Genomic DNA, 22,965 nt, shown 5'->3' with positions numbered 1-22,965 from the left:
GGGGTGGTGGTGCGGCTGCGGTCAGGGGGCATGCGACCCCGGTCAGGGGTGTACGGCTTCGATCGGGGGGGTGCGACCCGGTCGGGGGGGTGGGTGCGGTGGCGCTCACGGGGGCGGTGCGGTGGCGTTCTGGAGGGCCCGGGCCAGGACGCGGGCGCGTTCCCGTTCGCCGGGCGGGGCGGGGGTGAGGACCACCCGGGGCGGGCGGCGGCCGGCGACGGCCAGGCGCCGGGCGAGGTCGCAGGCCACCGCGCCGGCTCCGGAGAACCCGGCGAGCAGCAGGGGCCGGCCGGCGGTGCGGGCGGCCAGGGCGGCGGAGGCACTGCCGGCGTCGGGGTTGGCGGAGGTGTTGAGGAGCAGCAGTTCCTGGGGGCCGGGATAGGCGGGGGGCAGCAGGTCGTAGCAGGTGGGCGGTGCGCCGGGGGGCGGGACGAGGCAGATGGTGCCCGCCTGTTGGTGACGGGCCGCGCGCAGGAGGGTCAGCGGAGTGCCCGGGCCGACGGGATCGGCGGCGGGATCTGGGGCGGGGGTGGTGGCCGGGTCGGGGGCGGCCGGCGGTCCGGGGGGATCGGCTGGACCGGTGGTCGGGCCGATGGGACCGGTGGCCGAGCCGGTGACGGTGGTCGGGCCGGGCAGACCGGTGATCGGGCCGGGCAGACCGGTGATCGGGGCGGGCAGGCCGGTGGTCGGGGCGGGGCGATCGGTGGTCGGGGCGGGGCGATCGGTGGTCGGGCCGGGGCGATCGGTGGTCGGGCCGGTGGTGGGGGTGTCGGCCTTGGGGGTGTCGTCGGCCATGGGGGGTACGGCGCGGCCCTCGAGGAGTTTCAGGACCTGGGCGACGGTGGTGGACTCGTCTGCTCCCAGGGGGAGTTCGCGTAGCAGCAGGGCGCTTTGGACCAGCAGTTCGGCGGCGGCGGCCTCGTCGAGGAGGGCGCGGTCGTGGACACCGGTGAGGATGAGGCCGCCGGTGCTGTCGTGGTGGGCGAGCAGGGCCAGGGGCAGGACGGAGCGGGCGGGCACGGTGCCGGGGAACTCGGCCCGGATGCCGTGGGCGGCCAGTTCGTTCTCCAGGCCGTGCACCGGGTGCGGCGGGTCCTCGAAGACCAGGACGGTCTCGGCGCGGTCGGCGTCCGCCCCGGCATGCGCCCGGGCCTGGGGGGCCTGGGGGTGGGTGGGGGCAGGGGTGGGGGGCGGGTCGGCGGGCAGCCATTCGTAGGCGGCCATGTCCAGGGCGCGGTCACGCAGATGGCGCAGCAGACGGGGCACCGTGTCGGCGGGGTCGACCTCGATGGACATCGGCAGCAGGTTGCGCAGCGGGCCCGGCAGCCAGGCCGCGCCGTCCAGCGCGATGCCCCGGCCCGGGACGGTCACCGCGAAACACACCGGGGCCGGTCCGGTGGCGCCGGACGCGCGGTAGATCAGCATCGCCCAGACGGCCTGCAGCACGCTGCTCTCCGCGGTGCCCCAGGTGCCGGCCCAGCGGGCGAGGCGGACGGTTTCCGCGGGGTCCAGGCGCAGCCGGGCCCGGCCGACCCCGCTCAGGCCGGTGGCCTCGCCCGGGCGGCCCGGCCGGGAGGCCGCGGCGGCGGCGCCGGGCGGGGTGAAGCGCGCCCACAGGGCGCGGGCGGGCCGCGGGTCCTGGGCGGCGATCCAGGCGGTGTAGTCGCGCAGGTCGGGGCGGCGTTCGCCGCCGGGCAGGGTGCCGCCGGCGAGGTAGGCCCGGTAGAAGGTGCGCAGCAGGAGGTGCGCGGACCAGGTGTCGAGCAGGGCCCGGTGGTAGGTGAGCACGATCCGGGTGGGCGTGCCGGCGGTGGCGGGCGGGGCCTGTTCCGGCTCCAGCAGGGTCAGGCGCAGCGCGCCGGGGCAGCGCAGGTCGAAGCCGCGCAGCCGGTCCCGTTCCAGGAACGGGGCCCAGTCCCCGCCGGAGGGGATCCGGTGGGTGATGTCCGGGGTGACCCGGCCGTGCACGATCAGCTGCGGCGGGCTCGTCCCGGTGAACGCCGTGCGCAGCACCGCCTCGCAGTCGAAGACCGACTGCCAGGCGGCCCCGAACCGCTCGGTGTCCAGCGGCCCGTGCCACACCCACACGAGCTGCTCGACATGCCGGCCGGTACCGGGCTGTGCGTCGCCCCCGGTGTAGAGGGCCACCTGCTGCGCGGTGGGCGCGAACGCGGCCGGGACCGGGGCGGTGGCGGCGTCGGCCAGTTCTTCCAGTACGTCCCGCAGCAAGGGGGCGAGGGTTGTTGGCGTGGGGGTGGAGGTGGGCGTGGGGGGTGTCTCGGGAGCGGGGAGGGCGGGGGTTGCCGGGGGGCCGGTGAGGGCGGTGGACGTCGAGGTCTCGGTGACGCCGGTGGTCACGGACGGGGTGGTGAGGTCGTCGGTGTCCGGGGCGTCGGGAAGGCCGTCGGTCGCCGAGGGGGTGGCACGGCCAGTGGTCACCGGGGCGGCTGACGCCGGGCTCTCGGCAGCGCCTGCGGATACCGAAGGAGTGGTGAGGTCGTCGGTGCCTGGGGAGCCGGGGAGGCCGTCGAACGCCGAGGGAGTGGTGGGACCGGGGGTCACCGGGGCGGGGGTGGTGGGCCGGTCGGGCAGCTGGTCGAGGGTGAGGTGCAGTCGGCCGGCGGTGATCCGCGCGTGCGCGTGGAGGCGGTGGGTGCGGTGTTCCGGTATGCCGGGGACGGGGTGGGCCGGGGCGGGCGGTGCTTCGTCCGGGGCGTGCAGGATCAGGCAGGCGGGGGCGGGCGGCAGTTCGCGCAGGGTGGCGCGCAGCAGCGGGTCGGGGCTGAACTCACGGCAGGCCCCGAAGCCGGCGCCGCCCGCGGCCCGGCCGGCGCCGGCGGCCAGGAAGCCTGCCGCGGCGGCCAGTTGGCCCAGGGCGTCGGGGCCGGGATCCAGGGTGAGCTGGACCGGGTGCACATCGGTGAGCCGGCCGACGTGGCGGCGCAGGCCCGGGTGACCGCTCCGGGGATCGCTGCAGACGTCGAACCCGACCTCGTCCGTGTGCTGCCAGCGGGCCAGCGCCAGCGCGAACACACCGGTCAGCACCTGCTCAGCGGTGAGCGCGAGACGCCGGGCCAGGTGCTGGGTGATCCGCTCGGTCCGCTCCTCGTCCAGGGCGAAGGCGGTGCGCTGCACCGGGTCCGGGGCGGGGGGCGGGGGTGTTTCCGGTGTGGGGTCCGGTGTGGGCAACGGCGCGGGGCCCGAGGCAGTGCCCGGTCCGGTCTCCGGGGCAGGCGGCAGGGCGGGGTCCGGTCCAGTTTCCGGGGTGGGGAGCGGGGCGGCGGTGTCCGGCCCGGTTTCCGAGGCAGTGCCCGGGGTGATGGCCGGGGTGGTGTCCGGAGCGACGCCCGGTCCGGCTCCCGGGGTGAGGGTCCCCGAGGCCGGCAGCGGGGCGGTGCCGGGTGGCGCGGTGGCGTCGGCCGTCCAGCTCGGCCGGGGCCGCCCGGCGACGGGGCGGGAGGCGGCCGGGCGGGACCTGCGCTCGGCGATCAGGCTCCAGTGACGGGCCTCGGCGGGGTCGCGGGCCAACTCGCGCAGGCCCGCGACCCAGTCGGCCACGCCGTCGCCCGCACACTGCGCCCGTACCGCGGTGCGGACCGCGGCCGAGGGGAGAACCGTGGCCGCACCCGGCGCCGCGGCCGAGGGGAAGTCCGCAGAGCCGAGGATCGTGGCCGGGTCTGCCGCCGAGGAGGAGGCCGTGGCCGAGCCGGGTACCTCAGCCGGACCGGGCACCTTGGCCGAGGAAGAATCCTCAGCCGGACCGACAGCCTCAGCCGAGCCGGCGACTGCGGCCGGGGAAAAGCCCACGGCCGGATCCGGCGCCGTAGCCGAGGAAAGAACCGCAGCCGAACCGACAGCCTCAGCTGAACCGGAGACCCCAGCCGAACCGGAGACCGTAGCCGGGGAAAGACCTGCGGCCGGACCCGGCACCGTGGCCGGGGAAGGGACCGCAGCCGGACCGGCGATGGCCGTCGGGCCGAGGGCACTGGTCAGGTCGGTGAGGAGGGTTTGCCAGGCGGCGGTGTCCGCGGTGAGTTCGTGGGTGAGGAGGGTGAGGCGGTCGGTGTGGGGGTGGGAGGGGCGGTGGTCGCGGGCGAGGAGGGCCCGGAGGTGGATGCCGCCGGGTGGGTCGAGGGTGCGGGCCAGTGCGGTGACGGCCTCGGTGAAGCCGCTCTCGTCGGTGAACCGCCCCTCGGTCAGCAGGTCCTGGCCGGCCGGGACGGGCGGGCCGCTCAGGTGGCCGGTCGCGGTGTCGAGGCGGAGGCACAGGTGCGGGTGGGCGGCGACGACGGTGTGCAGGGCGCGGCGCACCGTTTCCGTGTCCGTCCCGGCGGCCGTTTCGAGGAACATCGCCCGGTAGCCGCGGGCGGCGCCGGCCCGGGTGAGCAGCGCACGCTGGGCGGGGGTGAGCGGGTGGCCGTACGCCGCCTGCGCGGTGAGCAGGTCGGCGATGCGGCCCGCGACGGCGAAGGCGGGGGTGTCCGCGGTCGCCGTGCAGCGCAGGGTGTGGTGGTCGGGGGCGTGCCGCAGCAGCCGGTGGTGCCCGGTGCTGCCCGGACGCTGCCCGCCGGCGGGGGCGGTCTGGTCCAGGAGGCGGTGCAGCGCGGCGGGATCGAGCGGTCCGCGCAGGTCGAGGTCCCACGGCGCGGTGCGGGCGGGGAGGCCGGGGCCGGGGCCCAGGACCACCACGGTCGGCGCGTTCGGGAAGCGGTTGGCAGTCATGGCGGTGTCCGGGGGCGTGCGGGCCGCTACGGGAGGCCGGATCCCCTCTGTCTCCTCTCTGCGGGCGCGGGACGGACCTGCGGGACTCCCCCCGGCCGGCTCACCCGCCGCACACGGACCCGGCAGGTCCGGCGGATCCGGCAGGTCCGGACCCGGCGGGTTCCCGGCTTCGGCGGCGGCTGTGACGCGGGCGGTGGGGGCGGTGGGGGGCCGGGCGCACGGGGGCCGGTCCGGGGGGCCGTACTGCCTCTCTGCCATGACGGCCTCCTGGCCTGCCTGCGTCCACAACGGTCGAGATCAGCACGTTAATGGCCCTGCGCGCCCGGAGTCCGTTTACCCGAGCGGATGTGCAGCGGGGTGCGAGCAGGTCCCGAGAACGGCGGACCGCCGGGCGGCGTACGGAACGCGGCAGGGGCGGCAGGGGGTGGTGGCGCAGAGGGTCGGACCGTGTCCGTGCCGGGCGGGACACGACACCGGCCGTGACCGCCGGCCGGTTGCAACGGCCGACCGTATGCCGGGCGGGCGGGCGTCACGATACCGGCGCCCGGCGGCGCGCTGTCGCGGACCGGGGGCCGGCTCGAGGCGTTCTCTAGCGGACGAGGCGGACGGGAGGGACAGGACGGGTCGGGGGCACCAGCATGCGGACGGCGGCCGGCCGCGTGCCGGCCGGCCAGGGTGAGCAGGGCCCGGCAGTCGCGGCCGAGCGCCGCCCGTACCTGCCGGCGGGCGTCGGCGAGACTCGCGCCGTCGCCCAGCACCGCGGGGATGTCCTCCTCGCACAGCACGACGGTCTGCCGCGAGGTGAGGGTCGCCCCCCGCTCGTCCTCGGTGAGGGACCACTCGCCGGTGTGGGCCGTCAGCAGCGGGGACGGCGTGGTCTGCTTGTGGACGATGCGGCCCGCGTGCGGGAAGCAGATCCGTACCGACTCGCTGGTGTGCACGCCGTCGCCGGCCGGGGTGCGCAGGGTCAGGCGCTGGATGCCGGGCGCCTCCTCGCTCACGTGGGCCCCGCTGATGTGCGCGACGTGCCCGGGCCAGTCCCCGGCCCGGTAGAGGAAGTCGTAGGCCAACTCGGCGGGGCCCTCGATGCGGATGGAGTCCTCGCAGGACAGCACCAGGTCGTCGAGGCGGCTCCACCGTTCGGCGAACCGTTTCAGCTGGGTGAGCTGGAGCCGGATGTTCAGGTCGGCGAGCCGCCCCGGCCACAGGCCGCCGGCGGGCGCGCCCTCGCGGGCGCCGAAGCCGTAGCGCAGTTCCAGTTCGCTGGCGTGCGGGCCGCGGTCGCGGATGCTGACCACGCCGCGCATCGACTCCAGCGGGGAACCGGGGGCCTCCGGGCGGACCTCGATACGGCGCTCCACCGGGTCCAGACAGCGCCACGAGGTCCACGACTGCAGCCGGCCGCCCACCAGGAACCACATCCGCAGGCGTTCGCGCCCGCCGTCGAAGTCCAGGCGCTCGACGTGGATGCTCGGGGCGAAGTAGAGCGGCAGCTGCGCCGCATCGGCCAACACGGCGTAGACCACACCGGCGGGTGCGGCCACCTGTATGCGGTGGACCGCCCCGCCGTCCCGCTCACCAGCCATCCCGGACACCTCTCTTCTCTTCCTTGTTCTTTTTTCTCTTCACGTCTCACGTCTGTACGCCGCGGTACATCGCGGTACGCCGCAGTACGCCGCGGGGGGGGCGGGCCGGTGGGTCAGCCGACGGGTGCGGGTTCGGGGGTGAGGCGGCGTACGACGCGGCAGGCCCGGCCCAGCAGCCGGGGCAGTTCACGGCCGCCGCGGACGAAGAAGTGCCGGCCCGGGACGGTACGGGAGCGGACGGGGCCGCGGGTCCACCGCTGCCAGCCCTCCCCCGCCCGGGGCGCGGCCAGCGGGTTGTCCTGCGAGGCGACGACGAGGACCGGGGTGCTCAGCGGGCCCTGCGCGGAGGGCAGGCGGGCCGCCTCGTGCAGGGACTGGGCCAGCGCCAGGTCGGCGCGCAGCACCGGCAGGACGGCCCGCAGCCAGATCCCCTCGTCGCTGCCGGCCGGCACCGCGCCGCGGCCGCCCAGGACGTGCAGCAGTTCGGCGTCCGTGGCCCGCCGGGCGTCGGGCAGCCCGGCCGGCAGCCGCGGCGGCGGCCAGGCGCCCACCGCCAGCAGCGCCGGGCCCGGCAGGCCCGCCTCGTGCAGGGCGCGGGTGACGGTGAGCGCGATCATCGCGCCGAACCCGTGCCCGTACAGGACGAAGGGACCCGGCTGCGGGCCGCCGAACCTTGGCAGCACCTCGGCGAGCAGCGCCCGGTGCGTGCTCACCCTGGGCTCGCCGCGCCGCGGGGCACAGCCCGGCAGGAGGACCGGCAGCGGCCGCACACCGGGTCCCACGCTCGCGGCCCAGTGGTCGAAGACGGAGACGCCCTCGGCGGAGTGTGCGAAACAGTGCAGCCGCACTGGCTGTTCGTCCGGCATGGCAACCTCCCGTGTGTCCGCTCCCCCCACCACAGGCCGACGCGGCGACGGGGCGGAATCCGAGCATCGCCACACCGCCTCGAACCCCACTCGAGAACGGCCCCAGTACCGGCGGAGACCACGCCGGGGTGCATCCAACAGGGCCCCGGGGGCGGGGTGTTGCGTGTCCGGACGCCGCCGCAGGGCCTCAAGCGGCCGCCACGGCACGGGATTTGTTGACTTCCTCTCCCTCCTGAAGGAGGGGGATTCCTACGGCTCGCGCCGTAGGGGTTCCTGCTTCAACGCCGACTGCCCGCCAGGAGAACTCCCTTGAGGTCTTACACCAGCTCCACAGGCCAAGACGGCCAGCCCGGCCGCCAGGATGTTGCGGGCCGCGTTGATGTCGCGGTCATGTACGGCACCGCAGTCGCACGTCCACGCGCGGACGTTGAGCGGCATCATCGCCGCGAGGGTGCCGCAGGCCCCGCACAGCTTGCTGCTGGGGAACCAGCGGTCGATCACGACGAGTTCGCGCCCGTACCAGGCGCACTTGTACTCCAGCATGGACCGGAGTTGCGTCCACGACGCGTCACTGATGGCGCGTGCGAGCGTGTGGTTCTTCAGCAGGTTGCGGACGGTGAGGTCCTCGATCACAACCGTTTGGACGCCCCTATGACTGTCAAGCAGTCATGCCAGGACGGGCGTGAGCCCGGCACGTGGGAGGAGGGAGAAGATCTCGCGGGCGACGTAACGCTTGAGGCATCTGATCACTTCGCGCCGGGTCTTTCCCTCGCTGGTCCGCCGCTTGAGGTAGTCCTGGGTGCGTGGATCCCAGCGCAGGCGGCTCTGCACGATGCGGTAGAGCGCAGCGTTGGCCTGTCGATCGCCGCCGCGATTGAGGCGTCTTCGCTGCTGTTTGCCGGAGGAGCGCTCGACCGGGCTGGCTCCGCACAGCGCGGCGAAGGACGCCTCGTCGGCCAGGCGTTCTGGGTTGTCACCGGCGGTGATCAGGAGCGTGATGGCGCTGTCCGGGCCGACGCCGACGCGCTCCAGCAGTTGCGGAGCGTGGGACTGGACAAGGCCTGCCAGGCGTCGCTTCAGCTCGTCGATCTGCGCGGTCAGTTGCTGGATGCGCTCGGCCAGCAGCTGGAGCGTGACCACTGTGGCGTCCAGGACGTCGTCCCTGCCGAGGTAGCCGGGATCCGAGGTCAGGTTCGCGCAGGTGCGGATCAGCGCCGGGTTGGTCAGAGGGGTCAGTTGCTCCCGCAGGGCTGGGTCGGCGGACACCAGGACGGCCTTGAGCTGGTTGATGGCCTGGGTGCGGGCCTTGATGGCGGAGTCCTTGGCGAGTTTGAACATGCGCGCGATCTGCACCGGCCCATTGCCGGTCTTGGCCTGGGCAGTGGCTCTGCCGGAGATGACGGCCCGCGCGGCCGCCTGGGCGTCGACGGTGTCGGTCTTGCCCTGCTGCCGCTGGGCCGTCCTGTCGGGCCGGTTGACGTCGAAGACCTGGACGTCTCGGGCCAGGAGGTGGCGTGTCAGGGCTGCTCCGTAGGAGCCCGTGCCCTCGACTCCGGCACGCGTGAGTGTCCCGAAAGACCGGGCCCAGTCCAGCAGTTCGCGATAGCCGACCGAGGTGGCCGGGAACGCCTCGGTGGCCAGGACTCCGCCGAGAGGAGTAACCACGGCGGCGACGTGTGTGTCCCTGTGGGTATCGACCCCCAGAACGACCTCGCCGTCGGGCTGTCGCTGGCTGGCGTGCACACGGTTGGGCATACTGGCCACGGTCAATCCGCTCCCGGTCTGTTGGAGTGTCGGTTGGCCGACACCGGACCGGTCGGGGCGGTCAAAACTGTGACGGCGCCCTGTTCACGGCAAGGCCCCTATCGGGACACACCCCGCCGGCCCGGTGACAGCAAGCACCACCCCGGACCAACGACCGACAGATCCAAACCAGGACACCACGGTCCGTTCTCACGCGGGTCAAGCCGCAGCCCGGGACAGCACCCGCCGATTCTCACAGTTCTCACGGACGAGACGAGTAGACAGCTTGTGCAGGAAGTCGCGGCGCCGGTCGGCGATCCGCGCATGCACGCGGGCGACCCTGCGGCGGGCCTTCTCCCGGTTCGCCGAACCCTTCGCCTTGCGCGACAGGTCCCGCTGCGCCCTGGCGAGACGGGCGCGGTCACGGCGCTCGTGCCGGGGGTTGGTGACCTTCTCTCCGGTGGACAGGGTCACCAGGGAAGTGACGCCGGCGTCGATACCGACCGCGTTCGTGGTGGCCGGAGCCGGAGCAATACGGTCGTCGCACAGCAGCGACACGAACCAGCGGCCCGCCGCGTCGCGGGACACGGTCACCGTCGTCGGTACCGAACCCTCCGGGAGGGGACGCGACCAGCGGATGTCCAGCGGACCGGCCATCTTCGCCAGCGTCAGACGGCCCTCGCGCCACGTGAAGGCGCTACGCGTGTACTCGGCCGACACGCGGGATTTCTTCCGGGACTTGAAGCGCGGGTACTTCGCGCGCTGGGCGAAGAAGTTCCCGAACGCCGTCTGGAGATGGCGCAACGCCTGCTGAAGCGGAACCGAGGACACCTCCGTCAGGAACGCCAGCTCCTCGGTTTTCTTCCACTGAGTCAGCGCGGCCGACGACTGCACGTAGGAGATGCGGCGCTGCTCTCCGCACCAGGCCCGGGTGCGCTCCTCCAGCGCCTTGTTGTAGACGAGGCGGACACAGCCGAACGTGCGCGACAGCTCAACTGCCTGCCCGTCCGTGGGGTAAAAGCGGTACTTGAACGCCCGCTTGACCTGCCGCGTCATGCCTCACGTTCTATCAGTTCCCGTGTGCGTGGCGGGTGTTAGCCGGTAGACGGTGGACGCCGGTCCGCCCTGGCGGCGAACCGGCTTTCCCTGCCCTGCTCCGCAGGAGCTTCGTCTCCTCCCCCGGCTGAAGCCGGGAGTATCCACGAAGGAGAGCGCCGATGAACGACGGCCTGTCCGGGCCGGGTTGAGGCCCGCGGACCCGGCGGGCGGACGAGGCCGGGCGGAGCGGGGCGGGGCGCTGTCTGCCGCGGACCGGGCCCGGCCGGGCGACGCGTCGCGTCCGGCCATCCGTCCGTCGTCCGCAGCCTGCCTGCCGGGGTGGCCGGGCGGCCGGTGTGCGCCGGAGCGGAGAACCGACAACCGACACCGGCACTCGGCACCGACACCGACACCGGCGCTCGGCACCAACACCGGGCGTGGTGTGGCGTCGTGGCGGGAGGGCTAGGCGGCGTAGCGGTCGAAGGTGGAGCCGCGGCGCGGGCCGGCCATCACGTCGAGTTCCGGGTCGACGGCGAGCATCGCCTGGTGCAGGCGCTGGAGCTGCGGGGTGGGTTCCACGCCGAGTTCGTCTATCAGCCGTCTGCGTAACCGGCGGTAGACGTCGAGGGCGGAGGCCTGTCGGCCGGACCGGTACAGGGCGAGCATCGCCTGCGCGTGCAGGCCCTCGTGCTGGGGGTGACGGGCGACCAGGTCGGTGAGTTCGGCGATGAGTTCGGCGTGCCGGCCCAGCCGCAGGTCCGCGTCGATGCGCCGTTCGACGGTCACCAGCCGTGACTCCTCCAGCCGCAGCACCTCGATCTCCAGCACCGGGCCCAGGCGTACGTCGACCAGGGCGGGGCCCTGCCACAGGGCCAGGGCCTGGCGGAAGCAGCGGGCGGCGCGTTCGTCCTCGCCCTGTTCGAAGGCCTCCTGGCCCTCGGTGATGAGGCGTTCGTAGGTGTGCACGTCCACGGACTGGGGCGGCACCTGCAGGAGGTAGCCGCCGTGCCGGGTGGCCAGAACGTTCTTCGCCCCGCCCGGGGCTCCGGGTCCCATGGCCGTGCCCAGGCTGCGGCGCAGCTGCATGATGTAGGTCTGCAGCGTCGTCACCGCGCTCTGCGGCAGTTCCGTCCCCCAGATCTCCTCCATCAGCGTCGACACGGGCACGACGCGGCCCGGATACAGCGCGAGCAGGGCGAGAACCTGCCGGGGTTTTCCGGCGGTCGGGACGATCGAGTCCCCGTTCACGGCGGCACACAGCGGACCCAGAACCTGAATCTCCATGGTTTCCTCCGTTCGTCGTGGGGCACTCCCGATGGCGGAAATGCGTCGGTGGATCTGCACGCTAGCCGCCCCCGCACCGGAGGCGCGGGTTCCTTCAGCGGCCTTCGAGCGGTCCTCAACACCCCGCCGCCGGACAGGCCGCGGCGGCCGGCCGGCGGGAGGGGAAGCGGGGAAAGCCCGGCCGGAACAAATGCACCGGCATCGCTGAAATCCCCTCCCCCCAGGGCCAGTTGACGCCGTCCGCTCCCCCGCACACGCCCACCCCCCTTCCTTCCCCGGCCTGTCGGCGTGCGGGGCGGTGAAGTCCGGGAAGGCCGGGGCCAGTTGAGAAGCGGGAGGGTGAGGACGGGGGGCTGCCGTCAGTGTCCGGCGGGCGGCGGCTGCCGCCGGGCCCGCGGCGCTGCGGCGGCGGGCGGCGCGGTGCCGCCGGACATCAGCGCGGCCAGGTCCCGCCGGTGGGCGAGGCGCGGCAGCAGCACCTCCCACAGCCGGGTGACGTTGTGCCGGCGCAGCCAGGAGGCGTCCGCGGCGCCGAGGACCTGCAGGCCCACGGTCGCGGCGACGACGACCCGGGCGGCGTCCGCCCCCGACACCCCCGGCGCGAGCGCGCCGCCGCGCCCGGCCCGGCGCAGGCTGTCCTCGACCCAGTGCTGCCACTGCGCGCGCGGGCCCGGGAGCGCGTGCGGGGACGCCGCGGGGCGTGCGGCGGTGTCGCCGGCGAGCTGGAAGCCGGCGCGCAGAACGGTGTCCCGCGCCAGGGCGTCCATCAGGCCGTGGGTGGCGTCCACCACCGCCTGCAGGGACTCGCCCTGCCGCTGCCGGGCCGCCCCGGTGATCGCGGACACCGTCCCGGCGGCCTGTGCCTCGACCGCCTCGGCGAGCATGTTCTTGTTGGCGAAGTGGAAGTGCAGCGCCCCGTTGCTGACACCGGCCCGCGTACTGATGGCGCCCAGCGACGCGGGGGCGAAACCGGCCTCGGCGAACACCTCGGACGCGGCCTCGATCAGCGAACGCCGCGTGCGGGCGGCCCGCTCCTGCTTGACCATGTGCTGCCTCCTGGGCACCGGGACGTCGGCCCTGTCCCGCCCACCGCGCACAGACCCGGCACGGAAGGCCGCCGTGCACGCGAAGCCGCAGGCCGCGCGGGCGCGGCGGGGCAGGAACCGCACCCCACACACTAACAAACCGCATGAGCGGTTTCATGCATGGGGGCATGAAGCGGGCACGAACACCGCTGGTCAACGACTGGGGGGCCGCCACAGGCGGCCCCCGATCCTCCCCGGACACTCCCCCGCCACCGCTACACGGCGGACTCCGGCTCCACGGCACCCTCCGCGGCACCCGGACCCGCCGGACCCGCTGTGCCGGCCGGGCTCTTCACCGAGTCGAGGAGTAGCTGGGCGACGTCGACGACCTGGATGGATTCCTTGGCCTTGCCGTCGTTCTTCTTGCCGTTGACGGAGTCGGTGAGCATGACGAGGCAGAAGGGGCAGGCCGTGGAGACGATGTCCGGGTTGAGGGCGAGGGCTTCGTCGACGCGTTCGTTGTTGATGCGCTTGCCGATGCGCTCTTCCATCCACATCCGCGCGCCGCCGGCGCCGCAGCAGAAGCCGCGTTCCTTGTGGCGGTGCATCTCCTCGTTCCGCAGGCCCGGGACGCTGGCGATGATCTCGCGCGGGGGTGTGTAGATCTTGTTGTGGCGGCCCAGGTAGCAGGGGTCGTGGTAGGTGATGATGCCCTCGACCGGCGTCACCGGGACCAGCTTGCCGTCGTCGACGAGGTGTTGGAGCAGCTGGGTGTGGTGGATGACCTCGTAGTCGCCGCCGAGCTGCGGGTACTCGTTGCCGATGGTGTTCAAGCAGTGCGGGCACGTCGCGACGATCTTCTTCGCCGACCTCGGCTTCGCGGACCCGGCCACGACCTTGCCGTCGTCGTCGAGTTCCTCGCCGAACGCCGTGTTCAGCGCCATGACGTTCTCCATGCCGAGTTCCTGGAACAGCGGCTCGTTGCCCAGGCGGCGGGCGGAGTCGCCGGTGCACTTCTCGTCGCCGCCCATGATCGCGAACTTCACGCCCGCGATGTGGAGGAGTTCGGCGAAGGCCTTCGTCGTCTTCTTCGCCCGGTCCTCCAGCGCGCCGGCGCAGCCGACCCAGTACAGGTACTCGACCTCGGTGAGGTCCTCGATGTCCTGGCCGACGACCGGGATCTCGAAGTCGACCTCCTTGAGCCACTCCAGGCGCTGCTTCTTCGCCAGCCCCCAGGGATTGCCCTTCTTCTCCAGGTTCTTCAGCATCGTCCCGGCCTCGGACGGGAACGCCGACTCGATCATCACCTGGTAACGCCGCATGTCGACGATGTGGTCGACGTGCTCGATGTCCACCGGGCACTGCTCCACGCACGCCCCGCAGGTGGTGCAGGACCACAGGACGTCCGGGTCGATGACCCCGTTCTCCTCCGCCGTCCCGATCAACGGACGCCCGGCCTCCGCCAGAGCCGCCGCGGGCACGCCGGCCAACTGCTCCTCGGTGGCCTTCTCCTCGCCCTCCATGGACGTGCCGCCACCCGCCAGCAGGTAGGGGGCCTTGGCATGCGCGTGGTCCCGCAGCGACATGATCAGCAGCTTCGGGGACAGCGGCTTGCCCGTGTTCCACGCCGGGCACTGCGACTGGCAGCGCCCGCACTCCGTACACGTGGAGAAGTCCAGCAGACCCTTCCACGAGAACTGCTCGACCTGGGAGACGCCGAACACGTCGTCGTCACCCGGGTCGGTGAAGTCGATCGGCTTGCCGCCCGACGTCATCGGCAGCAGGGCGCCGAGGGAGGTTTCACCGTCCGCGTTGCGCTTGAACCAGATGTTGGGGAACGCCAGGAAACGGTGCCAGGCGATGCCCATGTCGGTGTTCAGCGAGACGGTGATCATCCAGACGTAGGAGGTGGTGATCTTCAGGCAGGCGACGAGGTAGACGAGGTCGCGCAGGGTGGCGGGGTCCAGCTGCCGGAAGCCGGCGACCAGCGGGTAGGAGATGAAGAAGGAGGCCTCGTAGGCGTCGACGTGGTGCAGGGCGCCCTCCAGGGCGTGCAGCACCACGATGCAGACGCTCACGACGACGATGACGGTCTCGACGAAGTACGCCTGGCCCGAACTGGAGCCGGCGAAGCGGGACTTGCGGCCCGGCCGGTCCGGTCTGTTCAGCTGGCGGACGGCGATGAGGACCAGGATGCCCAGGGCGGTCGCCGTGCCGAGGAACTCGACGGCGACGTTGTAGGGGGTCCACTCGCCGATGACCGGCAGCAGCCAGTCGGCCTGGAAGAGCTGGCCGGTGGCGTTGACGAGGGTGATGAGCAGGGCGTAGAAGCCGACCGCGACGAACCAGTGCGCCGCGCCGATGACGCCCCAGCGGTTCATCCGGGTGTGGGCGGCGAACTCCCTGGCCAGGGTGGCGCTGCGGCGCCAGGGTGCGGCGGTGCGCAGGCCGTCGGGGACGGGCAGGCCGAGCCGCAGGAAGTGGTGGATCCGTAAGAGGGCGCGGCCGAACAGGGTGAAGCCGGCCGTGGTCAGGGCCAGCGACACGATGATCGCGACGAGTTGCATGAGTGGGCTCCTCGAACCGGCGAAAAACCGGTTACCAGTCGGTAACTTAGGTGTTCCGTCCGAGGCTACCCACTCCCCGTGGCGCGCCGCAGCCGCAATCGCGGCACTGCGCCGGCCGCCGTCTCCCGCCGCGGGCGGGCGACTTCAGGCGGGACGGACGCCGACGCGGGTGCGGGCGGCGGGCGGTGCGGGGAGGGCGGGCGCCTGCCCGGGGACCAGCGGCGGGCCCTCCGGCGCGGCCACCAGGATCGACTGCTGCAGCCGCCGCAGCCGGGGCGAGGGCTCGAGTCCCAGGTCCCGCACCAGGGTGGCGCGCAGCCGGTGGTAGACGTCGAGGGCCTCGCCGCGCCGGCCGGAGCGGTGCAGGGCCAGCATGAACTGGGCGTGCAGGTTCTCGTGGGTGGCGTAGCGGCTGCTCAGCACGGTCAGTTCGGCGAGGAGCTCGCGGTGGCGGCCCAGCCGCAGGTCGGCCTCGATGCGCTGGTCCAGCGCGCACAGCCGGCTCTCCTCCAGCCTTCTGGCCTCCGTCTCCAGCCGGGCGCCGGCGGGCACGCCGGCGAAGGCCGGGCCGGTCCACAGCAGGAGCGCCTCGCGCAGCAGGCGGGAGGCGTCCTTGTGGTCGCCCGCGTCCATCGCGCGGTAGCCCATCCCCGCGAGGCGTTCGAACTCCCGCACGTCGCTGGTCCCGCCGCCGGAGACGAGCAGGTACCCGCCGGGCACGGTGGCCAGCACGTCCTTGGCACCGCGCCGCACCGGCCCGGCCGACACGGCGGACGGCACAGCGGGCGGGGCGGCGTAGCCCGGCTCGGGGTCCGGGCCGGGGCCGGGGTCGGAGCCGGGGGTGTGCAGGGCGAGGGTGATGAGTTCGCGCAGCTGCAGGACGTAGGTCTGCAGGGTGGTGCGCACGCTGCGCGGCGGGCGGCCCGACCACAGCTCGTCGACCAGCGCGGACACCGGCACCACCCGGTCGGCGTGCAGTGCCAGCAGCGCCAGGACCTGGCGCGGCTTGGGCGCGGTCGGAGCGATCGACACCCCGTTCTCCCTGACATCCAATGTGCCCAGTACGTCGATCTGCACGCCGTCGCCCCCTCGGTGGGTGTGTGCCGTCATCCGGTACCCCGAGTACAAAACAGGCCGGACGGTTTGTCAATACCAAACCGCTTGCGCTGTTTTGATGCATCGTGCAGCCGGACCCGCACCACTCCCCCGCCACCCTCTCTCCAACACCCCCTGAACTGCGGGTACATGGAGATCCGGGCCGCCGGGCCCCGGGGTGCGCGCCAGGGTGTCCGCCCGGGTCCGGGCCGGGCCGGCGTGGTGGAGGGGGCGGTCGCGCGGCCGCGGCGGGGGCTCCCGGACGCCATAAACAGACTGATTGTGCTGTTCGTGTGGGAGGGAGTGCCGCCCCCGGCCCCGGGGGTGCTGCCGGGAGGCGGCGGGTGTGGGGGCGGGCCGGGGGCGGGCGGGGTCATTGCGGCTGGTTGCCGTGTTTGCGGGAGGGCAGGTCGGCGTGCTTGCTGTGGAGCATGGCGAGGGAGCGGATGAGGACCTCGCGGGTGGCGGCGGGGTCGATGACGTCGTCGACCAGGCCGCGTTCGGCGGCGTAGTAGGGGTGCATCAGCTCGGCCCGGTACTCCTTGACCAGTTTCTGGCGCATGGCCTCGGGGTCGGCGGCCTCGGCGATGCGGCGGCGGAAGATGACGCCGGCGGCGCCCTCGGCGCCCATCACGGCGATCTCGTTGGCGGGCCAGGCGTAGGTGAGGTCGGCGCCGATGGACTGGCTGTCCATCACGATGTAGGCGCCGCCGTAGGCCTTGCGCAGGACCAGCGAGATGCGCGGCACGGTGGCGTTGCAGTAGGCGTAGAGGAGTTTCGCGCCGTGGCGGATGATGCCGCCGTGCTCCTGGTCGACGCCGGGCAGGAAGCCGGGCACGTCCAGGAGGGTGATCAGGGGGATGTTGAAGGCGTCGCACATCTGCACGAACCGGGCGGCCTTCTCGCTGGCCCGGATGTCCAGCACGCCGGCCAGGGTGCGGGGCTGGTTGGCGACGACGCCGACGACCTGGCCGTCCAGGCGGGCCAGCGCGCAGACGATGTTGCGGGCCCAGTGCTCGTGGACCTCGAGGTACTCGCCGTCGTCGACGATCTCCTCGATGACCCCGGTCACGTCGTAGGGGCGGCTGCCGTCCGCGGGGACGTGGCCCAGCAGCATCTCGCCGCGCCGGCCGGCCGGGTCGGCGGTGCGCACCCGCGGCGGGGCCTCCCGGTTGTTCTGCGGGAGCATCGACAGCAGGTAGCGCACCTCCGCCAGGCAGGTCTCCTCGTCGTCGTAGGCGAAGTGGCACACCCCGGACGTCTCGGCGTGCACGTCGGCGCCGCCCAGGCCGTTGTGGGTGATCTCCTCGCCGGTGACCGCCTTGACGACGTCCGGGCCGGTGATGAACATCTGCGAGGTGCCGCGGACCATGAACACGAAGTCGGTCAGCGCGGGACTGTAGGCGGCGCCGCCGGCGCAGGGGCCGAGTATCACGCTGATCTGCGGGATGACCCCGGAGGCCCTGGTGTTGCGCTGGAAGATGCCGCCGTAGCCGGCCAGCGCGCTCACCCCCTCCTGGATGCGGGCGCCGGCGCCGTCGTTGAGGGAGACGAGGGGCGCGCCGGCCGCCAGGGCCATGTCCATGATCTTGTGGATCTTCGTGGCGTGGGCCTCGCCCAGCGCGCCGCCGAAGATCCGGAAGTCGTGCGCGTAGACGAACACGGTGCGGCCCTCGACCGTGCCCCAGCCGGTGATCACACCGTCCGTGTAGGGCTTGCGCGTCTCCAGGCCGAAACCGGTCGCGCGGTGCCGGCGCAGCTGCTCGACCTCCTGGAAGGAACCCTCGTCCAGGAGCAGACCGATCCGCTCCCGCGCCGTCAGCTTGCCCTTGGCGTGCTGCGCCGCCGTCGCCTTCTCGCTCGGCCCGGCCGTCGCCTGGGCCCTGATCGCGTGCAGCTCCGCCACGTGTGCGTGCATGCCGCCCGGTCCTGCCGCGACCGGTGCGAGCGCCGTCGTCATCGTCATCCCTGGTCCGTTTCCGGGACAGCCGGGAGAAGAGGAGATCCGCCCCGGTCCCATCGAGAGCAAAAGTAACCGTCCATGAGGTGCCCTCCCCCGCGGCTGGAAGCCGCCTCGGGACACGGTGGACCCGTCCGCCGCCCGCCGGGCCGCGGTGGGGTTCTGCGGCGGCCGCCGTCCGGCGTGCGCGGGGAGGGCGCCGCGGGGGCCGGGTGCTGTCCGGCCGCGGGCGCGGGAGGGGTGGTGACCGGGGCGGGAGCGGCCCGCACGGGTGCCGGGCCCGCGTGTTCCCGCCGCCGTGCGGTGTCCGCCGTTGCCGTGTCCGGCCCGTCCCTCCTCTCCTCGCGGCCCACGGCCATGGTCGGCCGGACCGCTGGAGAAGTGCTGAGGGATCGCTTGAGGATCGGTCGGGGGCGGCTGAGGTGAGATGGAGTGCAGTGGGGTGGGGTGGGGAGCAGTGTTCCGGGCCGGGGGCGGGCTGCCGGGCCGGGGGCGGCGGCTCTGGGTGAGGGGCCGGTCGTCCGGCGTGGTGGCTTACCGGGGGCGGGGCGGAGGCCGGGGTGCCGCTGGGGGGCGCCGTTTGCCCGGGCGGTCAGGGCCGTCGTTTCAGGGGGTGCGGGTTCAGAGGGTGCGGGGCCGCTGTTCTCCGGGGGTGAGGCCTGCGGGGCCCGCGCACCCGGTCCGGGAGCGAACCGGGCGGCGCGTGTCTTCGGTGCCCGGTGCGGCGTCGCGCAGGTCTCGCCGTTCAGGGACGGCGGGCCGCTCCGGCCGCGGGTGCCTTGTCTGTCGTACGACTGCTGCCCGCCTCCCGGGACTGGGGGGATGCCGCATCTCCTGTTCTGCGCCGTCCCGTACCGCCGTGGTGGGCCGTGGTGGTACGGGAGTTGGCGGGAGGAGGGGAAGGCTGCGGTCGCGGGCCGGGCCACCGTGGTGCCGGTGCCTGCCGTCCCGGCGTCTGCCATCTGCGGTCTGCGGGGCGGGTGTTACGGCGTCTGCGGGTGGGGGCCGGTCTGGTCCGGGGGCGGGGTGAAGGCCTCGAGGTGGTCCTGGGCCCAGTGCCGGAAGGAGCGGGCCGGGTGACCCGTCAGGGTGCGGACGGTGTCCTCCACGTGGGCCTTGGCGCCGGCCCGCTGGCGTTCCGCGCTCGCCAGGAGGGCCTCGACGACCGGGGGCGGATAACGCCGGCCCAGCGCGGCGCGGGCCTGGTCCGGGGTCAGTTCCTCGAAGCGCAGGGGGACGCCGAGCAGCCGGCCCAGCTCGCGGGTCTGGTCGGCGGCGGTCAGGGCCTGCGGCCCGGTCAGGGTGTAGGCGCGCCCGGCGTGGCCCTCCTCGGTCAGCGCCCGTACCGCGGCCTCGGCGATGTCGCGGGGGTCCACGCAGGCGTTGGGCGAGGTCCCGTACAGCGCGCGGACGGTGCGCTCGCGGCGCACGGGCCCGGCCCAGGACAGGCAGTTGGACATGAACGCGCGCGGGCGCAGCAGCGTCCACTGCAGGCCGCAGCCGCGCAGCAGGTCCTCGTTCGCGCGCTGCCGGCGGGTGACGAGGTCCTGGGCCCCGGGGTCCAGGACGGCCGCCGCGGAGAGCTTCACCACCCGCCGCACCCCGGCGGCGCGGGCGGCCGGGACGAACGCAGCGTCGTCCTCGCCGTCGACACCGGTGGTGACCAGGAACGCCGTGTCCACGCCCCGCAGGGCCCGGGCCAGCGACGGCGGGTCCGTGTAGTCCCCGGCGACCGCCTCCACCCCCGCCCCCGCGAACACCCCCGCGGCCCGCGCCGGATCCCGGGTCATCACCCGCACCCGCAGACCGGCGGGCAGACCCCGGACCACTTCCCGCCCCACCGTCCCCGTCGCACCCGTCACCAGCACCACCGGCATCACCGGGTCCTGCCCGCGGCCGGCCCGCGACGCCGCATCCCGCCCGCCGTCATCCGTTCCTCCCTCGTCCATGACTCCGCGCCCGCGCCCCTTCCGCTCCCCGGCCCCTGATCCCTGGCCCCTGGCCCCTGGCCCCTGGCCCCTGCCTCACGATTCCCTTTTTGAGCTGATTCTTCACAGATTCTTCCGCTTCTTCCGTTTCCGGCCCGGCGGGTCCGGCGGGCCGGAAACGGCCGGGGTGCCGGGATGTGATGTGGGTGCGTCCGGTCTGCCGGTGCGGGGCCGGACGCAGTAAGATCCGGACTGGACGGTTTTTATTGGGCTTTCGGGCTCATCGGAGAGAGAAGACCGGGGGCGGCGATGCAGGACCGGGCGATCCTCACCCGCCAGGCGATCCTCGCCGCGGCGGCCGGGGTCTTCGAGGAACGCGGCTACCGGGCCGCCACGATCAGCGAGATCCTCGCCCGGGCGGGGGTGACCCGGGGCGCGCTCTACTTCCACTTCCCCTCCAAGGAGGATCTGGCGGAGGGGGTGATCCGCGAGCAGGACGGCCGGCTGCCCGCGGCGGGCCGGCACTGCGCGGTCCAGCAGCTGGTGGACACCGTGGTCCTGCACGCCCACCGGCTGCGCACCGACCCGGTGGTCCGGGCCGGTGTGCGGCTCGCCCTCGACCAGCAGGCCGAGGGGCTGGACCGCGGCGGTTCCTTCCGGCGCTGGCGCGAGGTCGGCGCCGGCCTGCTGGAACAGGCCCGGGAGCGGGGCGAGCTGCTGCCGCACGTGGTGCCGGCGGAGACCGCGGGCGTCCTGGTCGGCGCGTTCGCCGGGGTCCAGGCCATCTCCCGGTCCCTGTCCGGCTACCAGGACCTGCCGCGCCGGGTCACCGGCCTGCTGCGGCACGTCCTGCCGTCCGTCGTGATCCCCCCGGTGCTGGCCGCGGTGGACCTCTCCGAGACCCGGGGCGCCTGGGTCCAGGAACAGCTGCACGACACCGGCGGCACGCCGGGACCCGCACCCCTCACCTGACCGCACCCCGCGCCGCATCCCCCACCCCCGCACCCACCCCGGCCACCACACCCGCGCCCGCGTCCACACCCGCATCCGTCACCGTGCCGGTCCCGGTGGCGGTGCTGGTGCTGGTGCTGGTGCTGGTGCTGGTGGCGCGGGTGTCCGGCTCCTCCCGCTCGCGGCCCTCGCCCCTCCCACTGCCCTCACCCGTGCCCTCGCCCATGCCCTCGTCCCTGCCTTCGCCCGTGTCTTCGCGGAAGTAGGTGCGCAGGGCGGGGGCGAGGGGGCCGGCGCCGGCCGCCCAGCCGACGTATCCGTCCGGCCGTACCAGGACCGCCCCGCCCGGCAGCGCGGGTGACGCCGCCCGGACCCGTACCACCCGCAGCAGGCCGGCCCACGGCCGGGCCTGCGCCTCCCAGCGGCCGCCGTCCGCGCCGGACAGCAGGAGCAGCGGCGATCCGCCGGCCAGCAGGCGGATCACGTCGGTACGGCCCTGCGGGGTGGCCAGTTCGGTGTTGGGCAGGAACCGTCCCTCCCAGGGCGAGGGATCCGCGGTGCGGGCGGGCAGCACCGTGTCCTGGGCGCTGACCATGGAGGCCAGCACCCCGCCCTCGCCCTCCCCGCCCCGGGCCAGCAGCTCGCCGAACAGGGTGCGCAGCGGGTCCAGGCCGGCGTCCGGGCGCATGAGGGCGAGCTGGGCGCGGGTGTTGTCGATGACCCGCTGCGCGGCGGGACGGCGTTCCTGGTCGTAGCTGTCCAGCAGGCCCGGGGCGGCGGCGCCGCGGACGGCCAGGGCCAGTTTCCAGCCGAGGCCGAGGGCGTCCAGCACCCCGGCGCTCAGCCCCTGCCCGCCGATCGGGAAGTGCACGTGCGCCGCGTCCCCCGCCAGCAGGATCCGCCCCGCACGGTAGGAACGGGCGATACGGCTGAAGTCGCTGAACCGGCTCAGCCACCGCGCCCGCCCCATCGCGACCTCCCGCCCGGTGATCCAGGCGACCTCCCGGCGCAGCTCCTCCAGCGTGGGCGGCAGCTGCCGGCCACGGTGCGCACCCGTGCAGTTGAGAGTCCGCAGCCGGACACCACCGGCGCCGGTGGTCCCGTCGATGTCGGCGGGCTCGTCGATGTTCTTGACGACGATCCAGCCGCGTTCGGTGCGGTGCCAGCCCGGGCGCAGCGCGCCGGGCTCCTCCAGACGGACGTCGCCCGCCAGCGCGGAGACCGTGGCCGGGTAGCTGCGGCAGGCGAAACCCGCCTGCTCGCGCACCACGCTGCGCGCACCGTCCGCGCCCACCGCGTAGCGGGCCGTGCAGGTCACCGGGCCGTGGCGTCCCTCGGCCGTGACCCGCACCCCCTCCGGCCCCTGCCGGACGCCGGTCACCCGCAGACCGCGCAGGATCACCGCGCCCGCCGCGAGCGCCCGCGCCTCGAAATGACGCTCCAGCCGCTCCTGCTCACACTTGAGGACCGGCGGCGGCTCCAGCGCCGGCGCGCACATGTCCATCCCGGGAATCCCCGCGAAATGGAACCCGCAGCGCGTCGGCGCCGACGCCGTCCGCCCCCCGGGCAGACCGGCGAGATACCCCCGCCGCACCAGGCACTGCACGGCCCGGGCATGCAGCGTGGTCGCCTTGGGCCGGGCGGACACCCCGCCCCGCTCCTCCACGACCACCGTGCGCACCCCGTACCCCGCCAGCTCACACGCCACCACCAGCCCCACCGGACCCCCGCCCACGACCACCACCTGCGCCCGCACGTCACCCGCCATCCCCGACTCCCCCTCCTCATCCCCGACCAGAACCACGCCGTCCACGCACCGCACCCGCCGGCGACGGAACACCGGCCGGCACGGAAACCCGAAGACACCGGAAGACGGAAGAAGACCCACAGACAGAAAGACAGAACCGAAGACGGAGACGAAGAGACGAAGAGCGGGGGCAGGGAGGGGAGCGGAGACGGGAGAAGGTGTACGGCAGCCCGCACGACACCGTGCGCTGCGCGGCACGGCGCCTCCCCCTCCCTCCCCCTCCATCTCCTGCCCTCCGACCGTCTTCCGACTGTCTTACGGCTGCCTCTGCCGGCCCTCCTGCGGCTTCCCGCGGCATCTTCCGGCGCGGCCCGGGCACGGGTTCTGCGGGGCCGCGCGCGACCGTCCAGGGGTGCGGACGCCGCCAAAATATACCGGGTGGACGGTTCTTTG

12 protein-coding genes and 2 pseudogenes are annotated in these 22,965 nt (G+C 74.0%); 1 reads left to right on the top strand and 13 read right to left on the bottom strand.

Annotation, left to right across the window (positions count from 1 at the left end; all coding sequences use genetic code 11):
- Window positions 1–105: 105 nt before the first annotated feature.
- From OG714_RS53295 to OG714_RS53240, 12 genes and pseudogenes are all read right to left on the bottom strand, one after another.
- Complete coding sequence (locus OG714_RS53295; RefSeq protein WP_406117818.1) at window positions 106–4,722, bottom strand: condensation domain-containing protein; 4,617 nt, start codon at window positions 4,720–4,722, stop codon at window positions 106–108.
- A 305-nt stretch (window positions 4,723–5,027) separates the two neighbouring features.
- Complete coding sequence (locus tag OG714_RS53290; protein ID WP_406131661.1) at window positions 5,028–6,308, bottom strand: aromatase/cyclase; 1,281 nt, start codon at window positions 6,306–6,308, stop codon at window positions 5,028–5,030.
- Window positions 6,309–6,421: 113 nt separating this feature from the next.
- On the bottom strand, window positions 6,422–7,174 hold the full coding sequence (locus OG714_RS53285) for a thioesterase II family protein (protein WP_406117821.1): 753 nt from the start codon (window positions 7,172–7,174) through the stop codon (window positions 6,422–6,424).
- Window positions 7,175–7,423: 249 nt separating this feature from the next.
- Window positions 7,424–7,816, bottom strand: a pseudogene (locus OG714_RS53280) (RNA-guided endonuclease TnpB family protein); the annotation flags it as partial.
- Window positions 7,817–7,840: 24 nt separating this feature from the next.
- Window positions 7,841–8,929, bottom strand: a complete 1,089-nt coding sequence (locus tag OG714_RS53275) for an IS110 family transposase (RefSeq protein WP_329557339.1) — start codon at window positions 8,927–8,929, stop codon at window positions 7,841–7,843.
- 246 nt (window positions 8,930–9,175) lie between these two features.
- Window positions 9,176–9,973, bottom strand: a pseudogene (locus OG714_RS53270) (RNA-guided endonuclease InsQ/TnpB family protein); the annotation flags it as partial.
- A 444-nt stretch (window positions 9,974–10,417) separates the two neighbouring features.
- A complete protein-coding gene (locus tag OG714_RS53265; RefSeq protein WP_406117822.1) occupies window positions 10,418–11,239 on the bottom strand; it encodes a BTAD domain-containing putative transcriptional regulator in 822 nt (273 codons plus the stop codon).
- 359 nt (window positions 11,240–11,598) lie between these two features.
- Window positions 11,599–12,285 (bottom strand): ScbR family autoregulator-binding transcription factor, encoded by a 687-nt coding sequence (locus OG714_RS53260; protein ID WP_406117823.1) that lies wholly within the window; start codon window positions 12,283–12,285, stop codon window positions 11,599–11,601.
- Between the two features lie 254 nt (window positions 12,286–12,539).
- The gene (locus OG714_RS53255; protein ID WP_406117826.1) at window positions 12,540–14,831 is read right to left on the bottom strand and encodes a (Fe-S)-binding protein; all 2,292 of its coding nucleotides are present in this window, start codon (window positions 14,829–14,831) and stop codon (window positions 12,540–12,542) included.
- A gap of 144 nt (window positions 14,832–14,975) precedes the next feature.
- The gene (locus OG714_RS53250; RefSeq protein ID WP_406117828.1) at window positions 14,976–15,908 is read right to left on the bottom strand and encodes a BTAD domain-containing putative transcriptional regulator; all 933 of its coding nucleotides are present in this window, start codon (window positions 15,906–15,908) and stop codon (window positions 14,976–14,978) included.
- A gap of 391 nt (window positions 15,909–16,299) precedes the next feature.
- Window positions 16,300–17,892 carry an acyl-CoA carboxylase subunit beta gene (locus OG714_RS53245; RefSeq protein WP_406117829.1) on the bottom strand — a complete coding sequence of 531 codons (1,593 nt, stop codon included), beginning with the start codon at window positions 17,890–17,892 and terminating at the stop codon, window positions 16,300–16,302.
- A 977-nt stretch (window positions 17,893–18,869) separates the two neighbouring features.
- Window positions 18,870–19,757 carry an NAD(P)H-binding protein gene (locus OG714_RS53240; protein WP_406131681.1) on the bottom strand — a complete coding sequence of 296 codons (888 nt, stop codon included), beginning with the start codon at window positions 19,755–19,757 and terminating at the stop codon, window positions 18,870–18,872.
- Between the two features lie 366 nt (window positions 19,758–20,123).
- Here OG714_RS53240 and OG714_RS53235 point away from each other — a divergent pair, with 366 nt between their 5' ends.
- Window positions 20,124–20,786: a ScbR family autoregulator-binding transcription factor gene (locus OG714_RS53235; protein ID WP_406117830.1), complete on the top strand. Its 663-nt coding sequence runs from the start codon at window positions 20,124–20,126 to the stop codon at window positions 20,784–20,786.
- Here OG714_RS53235 and OG714_RS53230 read toward each other — a convergent pair.
- Window positions 20,779–22,578 (bottom strand): FAD-dependent monooxygenase, encoded by a 1,800-nt coding sequence (locus OG714_RS53230; protein WP_406117831.1) that lies wholly within the window; start codon window positions 22,576–22,578, stop codon window positions 20,779–20,781. The genes OG714_RS53235 and OG714_RS53230 overlap by 8 nt on opposite strands.
- Window positions 22,579–22,965 lie beyond the last annotated feature (387 nt).

The organism is Streptomyces sp. NBC_00989, assembly GCF_045162655.1.
Classification (GTDB): Bacteria; Actinomycetota; Actinomycetes; order Streptomycetales; family Streptomycetaceae; genus Streptomyces.
This window is presented reverse-complemented; position numbering and strand designations above follow the sequence as displayed.